Source organism: Acidisoma sp. S159 (assembly GCF_009766125.1).
Taxonomy (GTDB): domain Bacteria; phylum Pseudomonadota; class Alphaproteobacteria; order Acetobacterales; family Acetobacteraceae; genus Acidisoma.
Genome location: NZ_LMUG01000041.1, coordinates 60009 through 70248 on the forward strand (window position 1 = coordinate 60009; position 10240 = coordinate 70248).

Annotated in this window: 11 protein-coding genes and 1 pseudogene; 4 read left to right on the plus strand and 8 right to left on the minus strand. The window is 56.9% G+C overall.

The window, feature by feature from the left end; translation table 11 throughout:
• Positions 1-56 precede the first annotated feature (56 nt).
• On the minus strand, positions 57-311 hold the full coding sequence (locus tag GSQ92_RS11715; RefSeq protein ID WP_159013482.1) for a hypothetical protein: 255 nt from the start codon (positions 309-311) through the stop codon (positions 57-59).
• Positions 312-683: 372 nt separating this feature from the next.
• The gene (locus GSQ92_RS11720; protein WP_159013483.1) at positions 684-1046 is read right to left on the minus strand and encodes a MarR family winged helix-turn-helix transcriptional regulator; all 363 of its coding nucleotides are present in this window, start codon (positions 1044-1046) and stop codon (positions 684-686) included.
• Between the two features lie 187 nt (positions 1047-1233).
• Between GSQ92_RS11720 and GSQ92_RS11725 the strand changes: the two genes are divergently transcribed.
• The gene (locus GSQ92_RS11725) at positions 1234-1485 is read left to right on the plus strand and encodes a hypothetical protein (protein ID WP_159013484.1); all 252 of its coding nucleotides are present in this window, start codon (positions 1234-1236) and stop codon (positions 1483-1485) included.
• On the opposite strand, the gene GSQ92_RS11730 is transcribed toward GSQ92_RS11725, so the two are convergent.
• The 4 genes from GSQ92_RS11730 to GSQ92_RS11745 form a co-directional block, all read right to left on the minus strand.
• Complete coding sequence (locus GSQ92_RS11730) at positions 1482-1730, minus strand: hypothetical protein (RefSeq protein ID WP_159013485.1); 249 nt, start codon at positions 1728-1730, stop codon at positions 1482-1484. The two genes, GSQ92_RS11725 and GSQ92_RS11730, sit on opposite strands and share 4 nt — an antisense overlap.
• A gap of 136 nt (positions 1731-1866) precedes the next feature.
• Positions 1867-2694 (minus strand): ATP-binding cassette domain-containing protein, encoded by an 828-nt coding sequence (locus GSQ92_RS11735; protein ID WP_159013486.1) that lies wholly within the window; start codon positions 2692-2694, stop codon positions 1867-1869.
• Between the two features lie 5 nt (positions 2695-2699).
• Complete coding sequence (locus tag GSQ92_RS11740) at positions 2700-3749, minus strand: ABC transporter permease (protein WP_159013487.1); 1050 nt, start codon at positions 3747-3749, stop codon at positions 2700-2702.
• Positions 3750-4157: 408 nt separating this feature from the next.
• Positions 4158-5117 (minus strand): substrate-binding domain-containing protein, encoded by a 960-nt coding sequence (locus GSQ92_RS11745; protein WP_159013488.1) that lies wholly within the window; start codon positions 5115-5117, stop codon positions 4158-4160.
• A gap of 354 nt (positions 5118-5471) precedes the next feature.
• On the opposite strand from GSQ92_RS11745, the gene GSQ92_RS11750 reads away from it, so the two are divergent.
• From GSQ92_RS11750 to GSQ92_RS11760, 3 genes are all read left to right on the plus strand, one after another.
• Entirely contained in the window at positions 5472-6509 is a 1038-nt protein-coding gene (locus tag GSQ92_RS11750; RefSeq protein WP_159013489.1) for a sterol desaturase family protein, read from the plus strand.
• Between the two features lie 176 nt (positions 6510-6685).
• Positions 6686-6997: a MocE family 2Fe-2S type ferredoxin gene (locus tag GSQ92_RS11755; protein ID WP_159013490.1), complete on the plus strand. Its 312-nt coding sequence runs from the start codon at positions 6686-6688 to the stop codon at positions 6995-6997.
• A 22-nt stretch (positions 6998-7019) separates the two neighbouring features.
• Positions 7020-8240 carry an NAD(P)/FAD-dependent oxidoreductase gene (locus tag GSQ92_RS11760; protein ID WP_159013497.1) on the plus strand — a complete coding sequence of 407 codons (1221 nt, stop codon included), beginning with the start codon at positions 7020-7022 and terminating at the stop codon, positions 8238-8240.
• Positions 8241-8248: 8 nt separating this feature from the next.
• Here the strand turns inward: GSQ92_RS11760 and GSQ92_RS11765 are convergent, their stop codons facing one another.
• Together GSQ92_RS11765 and GSQ92_RS11770 are read right to left on the minus strand one after the other, a co-directional pair.
• Positions 8249-9292: a LacI family DNA-binding transcriptional regulator gene (locus GSQ92_RS11765; protein ID WP_159013491.1), complete on the minus strand. Its 1044-nt coding sequence runs from the start codon at positions 9290-9292 to the stop codon at positions 8249-8251.
• Positions 9293-9993: 701 nt separating this feature from the next.
• A pseudogene (locus GSQ92_RS11770) lies at positions 9994-10143 on the minus strand (IS5/IS1182 family transposase); the annotation flags it as partial.
• Positions 10144-10240 lie beyond the last annotated feature (97 nt).

Genomic DNA, 10240 nt, shown 5'->3' on the forward strand with positions numbered 1-10240 from the left:
AGCGACTCTTAGTGAACGTCCACTCCAAACCAGCGTTTTTCCCTAGCGATGCACCACTACGACCCCTGCTGGTCGTTCGCTCCACGAGTCTTAGCGGACGAAGTCGGAAGCCGGTCGAGTTTCAGAAGAAGGCTGTCGATGATCAGCGAGGTGCCCAAAGTCCTATCCGTTCCCTCATGAATGCGATGGAGATTGGCGCGGACTACGATCGCCCGCCCTTCGTCGTGGGTTAGGGCACCCGAGCCTTCCAAGTATCGCAAAAGCCCGGCGAGCACGGCTTGTGGGGATAGAGCATTGCGGGCGCGCGGCATGGCTTGGCTCCATATGGAACGGCTCTGCCTTTTCTACGCGCGACTAATATTTTTGGATGATTCACTCACCCCCGGGTGACGTGGCGCCCGTGATTTTGCCCACGTGGCGGATGCCCTCCCACAGTTCCGCCGTCTCTCGCGGCGCTAACGACAGCGCAACCACCTCGCGTGCTGAGGCGTCATCGGCGCAGGCGACTTCCCCAGTGCTTGCCACATGACCAGCCCGGCCTAACCGGTAGAAGGTATAGATGACCACGCGTTTCACCCCTGACTAGGCGAGCAGGGTAGGCCGGGAATCTGTTCCCGCCGCGGCCCTTCCGGGGCAAGTGTGTGAATGTCAGACAACGTCCCACGACCTCGCCACGTTGCGGTCTAGGCAACCGGCATCTTAGCGCTAAGCTGGGTTCCCAAGGCGCCTACAAGCGCTCTCCCGCTCGGCGTCACTTCGAGTCTCGCGGCGCGTCTGTCTTTGCCAATCAGTCGACGAGTGAGTTTGTAGGCCTCCAAAGCGTCCGCAGCGCGCGCAACTCCCGGTGCCTCAACACCCGTTGCCTCAGCGACGCCTTTGATTGTGTGGGGGCCGCCGGGTTCGCCGATGGTGAGCAGCACGCCGAGCTGTCTGAGAGAAAGATCGCGCCCCTGGCTGCGCACCATGACCAGGACACGTTCCCGCAACCAGGACACGAGGTCGTCAGAATCCGGTTCGACCGGCCCCTCCGAGCTTGCACTCAGCATGATGTGTCACAGGTTCTCAACTTGATAAGCGACAAGCCGCATGCTCCTAATGATAGATTGAGTCGTCGAAGATGCAACCAGGAGTTGCTTATGAGCCGACTGCTTTCATGGCTACCGCCCTTTGAATTCAACGCTTTGAGACTTGAGAACTTTAACTCTTCAGCATTTCATTTGGAGCTAAAACATCGTGACACCTTTAGCCGAGGCTCTCATCGAAACAACTGCTCAGGCACTGGCGAAAGTGGACCACAAACTTCCAACCGAGCGCGTTCTGCGCAAATATCGCGAAGACGCTCTAGTCGTTTTAGTAGCGGTGTTGGCAAGGCTTGGAGGAAAGAAGGGCGAGCCTGGTTTGTTTACTTTCGCCTCGACCCCGGCGCAGATGATTTTGTCGATGGCGGATGAGATTGACGGGACGCTCCAGGACCAGGTGGCCTAGTCGCTACCCATGACGTGCCGTGCAGCGCGTCCGCCCACATAGACCAGCGCAGCGGACGCTAAGAGTATTGCGGCGCGGGCGATTTCGTCGCCGCTGTCGACGCTCGCAGTGTTCAACAATGATACGACGAACTCGAGCGAGGCCATCACCAGTAGCGACGCCGTGGCGACAACCCATAGCCACCACGCTGCTCGGGCAAGCGTCTCCGTGCGCTCCAGTGTCGCGATGCCCACAACCGTTTTCATCAGTTTCCTTCCCGCTGCGGGTTATTGACGCAGTTGCTCTACCTGCGGTGATCCTAACGCCGCGCCAGCTCGCGCGTAAAGATGGCATTCCCCTTTTTCCCGCTGATCAGCCGTTCGCGTCCTCTCAGGCTGTTCTTCAACTGTCGGCACGCTCTGGACGAACAGTTGGGGGGTCGTTCCGATGAAGCTCATGTTGCAGCGCATTGAGGCCGGCGCCACCCGCCATGTGGAACATGAGATCGTCGAGGCTGAGTTCAGATCGGGGCGCGTCGAGCTCGACCTCGCCGCGCGCGAGAACCATAAAGTGGTCACCGACCATGTAAGCGTGGTGGGGGTTATGAGTGATGAAGATGACACCAATCCCCTGCTCTCGAGCCGCCTGGGCGATGTAGCGCAACACAATGCCCGATTGCGTCACGCCAAGCGCCGCCGTCGGTTCGTCGAGGATCAAGACACGGGCGCCGAAGTGGATGGCGCGGGCGATCGCGACCACCTGACGCTGGCCACCGGAAAGCGTCCCCACGGGCTGCTCCAGATCGGACACGTTGATGCCCATTTGGCGCAGCTCCACATCGGTCTTCTCCCACATCCCGGCGACATCGAGCCGGCGGAATGGCCAGGTGCCGGTGGTCATCTCCGAACCGAGAAAAAAGTTCCGCCAGATCGACATGAGCGGCACCATCGCCAAGGTCTGGTAGACGGCCGAGATACCGAGATCCAGAGCCTGGCGCGGTGACGTGAAGTGGACGGGGTTGCCGTCAACGGCATAAACGCCATCGTCGTGGGGATGCAGCCCGGCGATGATACTGATGAGCGTCGACTTGCCCGCTCCGTTATCGCCGAGAATGCAGGTCACCTCACCTTGCCGGACCGCTATGCTGACATCCTTCAGGGCGCTGAAGTTTCCATAGCTTTTGCCGACATTGGCGAGCTTCACGATGGGTGTTGAATTACTCTTCGACATGTCTTTCACCTCGAGCTTGCGCGGGTGCGCAGCCAGCCATTGAAGACCGTTGCCAGCAGCAGCATCGCGCCGACGAAGAACATAAACCAGTCGGGGTCCCAATCGGCATAGATGACGCCTTCGGTCGTCATGCCGAAAATAAAGGCGCCCAGAGCCGATCCAATCGCTGAGCCGTAACCGCCGGTCAACAGGCAGCCGCCGACCACTGCCGAGGCGATGTAGAGGAGTTCGTTTCCGATACCGGCGCCCGATTGCACCGTGTCATAGGCAAAGAGCATGTGCATGCCGATGAACCAGACCGAGAGGCCAACCAGCATGAAGAGGCCGATCTTGACCTTCTTCACCGGGATACCGACGGCTCGCGCGCTGTCGCCCTGCCCGCCCACCGCGAAGATCCAGTTGCCGACCTTGGTACGCAACAGAACCCAGGTGCCGAGTAACGCGAAGATAATCCAGTAGATGATGGCAATGCTGATCGTCACGCCGCCGATGGTCAGGCTCGAGGCGAAGACGGCATGCGCCGAGTTAAAGCCGCTCATGCCGGATATGTCGTCGGTCGCGACATTGCCCGTCAGCAGCTTGGTGATGGCGATATTCAGGCCCTGGAGCATGAGGAATGTCGATAGCGTCACCAAGAAGCTGTGAAGCTTGGTCTTGACCAGCAGATAGCCGTTGAGCGCGCCGATCCCCAGTGACAGGACCAAAGCGGCAAGGACACCAATCCACACATTGCCAAAAACCTCCGTCGTGAAGATGGCGGCGGCAAGGGATGAGGCGGTGACTGCAACTCCGGCGCTTAGGTCGAACTCCCCACCGATCATGAGGAGCGAAACCGCCACGGCCGGAATCCCTAGCGTCGCCGACTGATAGAGAATCGTCGTGAAAGCGGCCAACTGCCGGAATGGCGGCGCCGTGACGTAGAAGAAGATAAAAACGAGAATGACCCCGCCCAGCGCGCCGATTTCTGGCCGCTTGAGCACCTTCTTCCACAGTGCTTGTCGCTCGACTTGTCGTCGAGCAACCCGCGCATTTAAGACATCCGTCGCTATCGTCATGGTGGTCCTTTCGCGTTGATATAGCTCCGCCAAGAACAATGTGGCACTGGGGTGACGAGGTCGCTGTGGCCATCCAAGCACTGGCAGCACACTCGACCCGCGATCCAATCGCTATGAAAGCGTGCTGCCGCGCAAGGTATGTTCAACTTGCGTGAATTGCGGCTGACGAGCCGGGACTGTGACGAACGTCATCCGGCCCCGGTCAACCAATAAGTCGCCTTCTTAGCCTTCTTCGATTTTCTCTAGTTTCGCGCCTGGTTAGTGGATGGTGCAGTCTCAGATTATAAGGAACGTCTGCCCTATGTCTTCGCCGAAACTCGGGAGAGTTCGCACCTCAAAGGGCCTTTGCGAAAGCCGTCTCCTCGCTTCCGATGTCCTCTGAAGGTGCGCTTTATCTCTTTCAGATGCTCAACGCGTTCCTTCCGAAGCGAACATCGCAATGTCCTTGGCGTTGTCTTTCGTGACATAGCTCGGACCAGTCAGAACAGGGCCTCCTCCTCCGAGCTGATTGCCGTTGGCTTTGTTGAGATAAAGGAGATCAATTGCTTCGTAGCCTTGGAGCCAGGGCTGGATATCGACAGCCCAATCCACCGTCCCTCGCTCTATGGACTTGATTGTCAGACCATCAATGCCGAACGTCCCGGTTTTAGCCTTGCTCCCCGCTAACTTTATTGCCGTTTCCGTTGCGGGGACAAATGAGGAGTCTAAGGTTACAATAAAATCAACCGTTGGGTCTTGCTGTAGTTTGGCCAGCATTCGCGACTGTGCGCTGGCCATATCGAGACCGGGAACGTAAAGAACGGTCACTTTGCCTGCAAAAGTCTTCTTGATTCCGTCACACCGCTGCTCCAATTGAATTGCACCTTGTTGGTGATCAAGGCAAACTACATTCTTAGCACCGGCCTTGTTGAGCCTGTTGCCGACGCTCATGCCGCTCGCGATTTCCTCGGTGCCCACATAGCCCAACATACCCATCTTCTGCCACTCGTTTGCACCCGCGTTCACCGCAATGACGGGAACATTCTCCTCCTCAGCCTGCTTGACCACCGGAGCCATCGCAAGTGGAAATGCGAGCGTAATGGCAATGCCGTCGACATGTTGCTGCAAAGCGTTTGTCACCAGGCGCGCTTCGCCGGACTCGGTTGGATTCGGAAGATAAATAAGCTTGGCGCCATGATTAGCGGCGGCCGCTTGCGCACCTCTCCGCACGACATCCCAAAAGGCAGCGCCAGTCTGCCCATGTGTTATGAGCGCGAAAACGTAATGCGTTGGCGCCGCCGCCCGAGCTTGAGGCGGATGGGCTACGATGACTGTGGCGGCCCCGAGAGCGGCCATAGTAAGAAGACGCAATACCTTGCGGCTATACATTATTAGTTTCCTCCTTAGTTACGCGGCTCGCCGCGAATGGTTTTAGTCCACCGTCGTTAAGTCGCTTCTGGCATCACACTGAGACAGTTATTTTTATTGCTGTCGCTGATCCAACCCCAAAGACGTTTCGCTAAGTGTCACCACTACGTCATCAATTGAGTAACAAAGCCACAGAGCTTTTGATCATTTTTGATCAGTCATGGACATGAGTACTTCCATTTGTCGGAATTCGCGTGCCGAACAAGCTCTCGCGCAGGCCCACCTTGGCCCTGATCAAATCGGATCAATGATCTGCTACTCCCGCCGTGGTCAGAAGGGTAGTTTCATCGAAACAAGACCTGGAAGGCCGGCGTCATGGACGATGCACTTTATGGCACCCGCGACAAGCGCGGGGATTGGAAGCCCAACAAGCTGATTACCTATCCGCCGGTCTTCGTGTGGCCGGCTCAGCCCCTGAACTTCCTCAAGTGGATGTTCGGGTATCCCGGCTACATCATGCCGTGGAATATGTTGTATGGCGTCATTGGCGTTCTGCTCTGGCTCTATGCGACACCGTCCCTAGCGACGACCAAGACGTTCTCAGTTGGATGGGTTTCGTACCTCCTTGTCCGCAATGCGGTGATGGTGTTTCTGTTCTTCGGTGCTTTTCATCTTCGCCTCTACATGCAGCGAAAGCAGGGGACCAGTTTCAAATTCAATGGCAAATGGCCGTCAAAGGACAACTCTGCCTTTCTGTTTGGCAACCAAAACGCCGACAATATGATCTGGACCTTCATGAGCGCCGTGCCGATATGGACCGGCTATGAGGCACTCACGCTCTGGGCGTTTTCCAATCATTATGTTCCCTATGTCAGCTTCGCCGAACACCCAATCTACTGTGCCGCGATATTTTTTCTTGTACCTCTGTGGCGTGAAATACACTTTTATCTCGTGCACAGGCTGATCCATGCGCATGCGCTCTATCACACCGTCCATAAATTGCATCATAACAACGTCAATCCAGGCCCGTGGTCGGGTCTTGCGATGCACCCCGTCGAGCATCTGCTCTACTTCTCGGCTGTGCTGATACATTGGATCGTGCCGTCTCATCCTGTTCATGCGATCTTCAACTTGGTCCATGCAGGCTTAGCGCCCGCGCCGGGCCATGCCGGCTTTGAAAAGATAATTATCTCTGAAGAGAAAGCGATTGAGACGCATTCCTACGACCACTATCTCCATCACAAGTTTTTCGAATGCAATTACGCCGACGGCGCGATCCCAGTCGACAAATGGTTCGGCACCTTCCACGACGGCTCAAAGGAAGCGGAGATTCGGATGAACCAACGCTTTATGAGCCGAGCAGCGAAGCAGGCTGCAAAGCGTGAAGTAAAGACAGCGACAAGGGGCGTCTAAATCGACGCAGGACTGAGGCGTCGCCTCAACTCCGCGCATGAGAGAGTTCAACAGAGTCCCCTCTCCCATGCACGGATGCTAGTCTAACTGAGGATCGAGCTCGCTCGAGAGCAGCGACGCTTGATCTGGCAAAAAAGAATTGTCTCACATATCAGAGTAGAAAAGGAAGGTCACCAATGACCCATTGGGTGCCTGTTTGCAACGATCAAGACATAGAGATGGAAGACGTCATTCGGTTTGACCACAACGGCCGGACGTACGCGGTATACCGCAGTCCAGAAGGCGAATTCTTCGCCACCGATGGGCTTTGCACACACGAAGCAGTCCATCTGGCCGATGGTCTAGTGGTTGATGAAACGATTGAGTGCCCCAAGCATAACGGTCGCTTTGACTACAAGACCGGACAGGCCCGTGGAGCGCCGGTCTGCATCAATCTGATGACATATCCGGTGAAGAACGAGGCTGGCCACATTTTAATTGCCTTATAGCAGGGGAAACGCAGTGAACGGCATGGTCATCATCGGAGCCGGTGAAGCTGGCGTCCGTGCGGCATTGGCTTTGCGTGAGGGCGGCCATAGAGGGTCGATAACACTCGTCGGCGACGAACCTCATCTACCTTACGAGCGACCCCCGCTCTCTAAGAACTACGACCCGCGAATCATTTCACCCGAGTTGAAAGTCATTGCCACGGAGGAGCAGCTTGCACTTGCCGAAGTCGAGCATGTGAGGGGTGAGCGGATTGTAGCGGTGGACCCGATAGCGAAGGCGGTTAAGTTCAGCAACGGCACCGCACTGTCTTACGCCTTTCTCTTGCTGGCAACGGGAGCGATCCCTCGTCGTCTGCCGATGGCCGAGCCGAGCAGGCACTGCGTCTATTTTCGAACATACGACGATGCCGTAGCAATTCGGAGCCGGCTTGGTCCAGGTCTGAGAGTAGTTATAGTTGGCGGAGGCTTCATCGGTCTGGAGCTCGCCGCCTCGGCGCGACAGTGCGGTGCTTCAGTCACCGTAATAGAGGCTCAACCGCGCATTTTGATGCGCGGCGTACCGGCCGAGATTGCAGCGACGATCGGTGCCCGGCACGAGCGCGCGGAGGTCGAAATTGTTTGTGGTGTGGGCTTGGCAGATATAGTCGACGACTCCGACTCTGTCACGTTTACATTGTCGAATGGGCGAATGGTTGAAGCTGATCTGGCCGTCATCGGCGTCGGTGCAACGCCAGTCATCGATTTGGCGAAGGCTGCCGGCCTCACGATAGAAAATGGCATCGCCGTCGATTCAAACATGCGCACCAGTGACCCGAACATTTTCGCGGCGGGAGATTGCTGTTCGTTCCCCCTGGCAATTTATGGCGGGCGTCGAGTGCGTCTTGAGGCTTGGCGCAGTGCACAGGAACATGGCACTTTGGCGGCTCGCAATATGCTGGGGAACGCCGAACAGCACTGCTCCATTCCATGGTTCTGGTCAGATCAATACGAGCTTGGCCTTCAAGTAGTCGGTCTGAGTGATGAGGGGACTTCGGTCGTAAGGCGTGACATAGGCGCGGATTGCTTCATCCTATTCCATCTGGCTGCGGACCTTCGACTGGTCGCGGCAAGCGGTATCGGGCCAATCAACAGTGTAGCGCGAGATGTGCGCCTTGCGGAGATGCTTATTGCTAAGAAGGCTAGGCCGGCCGCCGAGATGTTGGCAAGGCCCGAGGTCAAACTCAAGTCGCTTTTAGAATCATGAGGCCAGTGTCATAGACCAATGTTTTCCCGAGTTATGACGCGGAATGGAATTGGCGATTTATCGGGCGGTCCCTTCCTAAGCCCAATCAAGGTTTCGAGAACCTCGAGGGCACGTCTGACCTGCAGCTCAGGAGCCTGATCTATAGTTAGCGCTATGGTGCCAGAAGCTAGGAAGAGTCGAGTGGCGGGCGACAGTTCATGTCCGATATAAACCACTTGGCCTGAGCGCCCGAATTCGTTGAGAGCCCGATCGACCCCTAGATGGCCTCCGCCAGTGTGATAGACACCTACGAGATCATCGTGCTCTTGTAGTGCTTGACGGACAAGAGCGTAGCTCAGGTCGTCCGTGTCCCGCGTCATCAGACATGCTGCGAAGGTCAGACGATCGCTGTCGGCCGGGAAATATCGCGAGAAGCCGAGGAGCCGCTGCCTGTGCACGAGATAAGCGCCGCTGTGACAGAGAGCGACCACACGGCCGTGTCGGCCACCGAGCATTCTGGTCATAAAATACCCGGCGGTCCTCCCTGCACTCTCGTTGTCGATCCCCACATAAACTCCTGCTCCGCCGTACTGAACGTCCGATACAAGAAGGACGATGGGAATTCCTTTAGTGTCGGCCGCCGCTAGCGCTGCAATAATGGCCGGATGGTCCTGGACGACAACGATCAAGCCCGACCGGTCCTGCGCAGCCTTCTCGATCCGCCGCGCGATCGTGTAGGGCGCATCTTCTTGGAGAAAGGAACGATGAATGATGATCGACTTGTCGGCTGATGCAGCAATCTTCTCGAACTCTTTGCTGAGGCGTGAGAAGAATTCCGTCTCTGGGCGTATTAGGACTACTTCGATACGGATACGAGCACGATACAAAGAAGGCAGGCTTCGATCGTACCCAAGCGAGCGCGCAGCAACTATCACGCGATGCGCCATCCTTGGCGAAACATTTGATCGGCCATTGAGCACGCGTTCTACAGTCGCGGTTCCGACACCAGCTTCCCGGGCGATATCCTGAAAGCGAGGCTTGCGGCGTACTTCGCCTTCATCATCTTGTGCCATGCTATATTCCTGAACCTGGTGAACGTGATGATAGCGATATAGAGGCAGTGACCTAGCTGGGCATCTTGGCTACGCCTCCTTCTAGGGCGACCGATCTGGAAGCGGGCGGGGCACTGCGGAAACGCCCATGCTGTTTCTTTTGCGCTCTTTTGTCCAAGCGGGGGGTCCCGCCAGCGTAGAGTGAATATAGCGGAAGGTAGGCGGCCTCGTCCAACCAAGCACACTTCGCGGCGGTGATTTCGGTCTAGTAGGGGCCAGGCTTAGGTCGGCAATGCCCAAATCAGATACCAGGGGAGAATCTTAAAATGCGTCCCCGCTCCACCGATATCCTCGCCAGTCGCCAGCCATGCGCGATGTTTCATAGCCGCTCGAATCCAACAACGACGGGACCTTCCCTCCGCATGCATCGATCTTCAACTTCTGTTTTAATCCATTGCTGACCTTTTCCGGATCCGCCAGTTTTGCGCGCATCCAACGTCGGAGTGCAATGATGCTGGGAGTCTTCAGCGGATTGCCTGGGACAGGCGAGACAACAATATCGCGCAGTCGCGGCTAGGCGGGCGGCGACTTACATGCGTATCGATGTTATCGAGCAGGCGATCCGATTGGCTGGCGTCTTACGCGGCGAGGTCGGACCGTCAGGTTACACTCCGCGCCGAGCTCCTTGAGCGTCGCCAAGTGTTTCTTGACAGTCTTAGAGTTCATTCCGAATCTGATAGGCAACGTCCTATGCGCCGGATCAGGATGATGGCTGATGCTGCGTAGAGGAAGGCTTCTGCGGAGGAGATGAGCCGTTCCACGTCGCGGTAGAAGCGGCGGTTGCGGCCGAGCCAAGCGAAGAAGCGCTCGACATGCGCTGATCGCGACCCCGCGGTTTAGTCTGCTGCACTGGAAGCGAGACAAGCGGATGGGCCGCTTGCAGCGTCCTTGGAGGCGATCATGGCACAC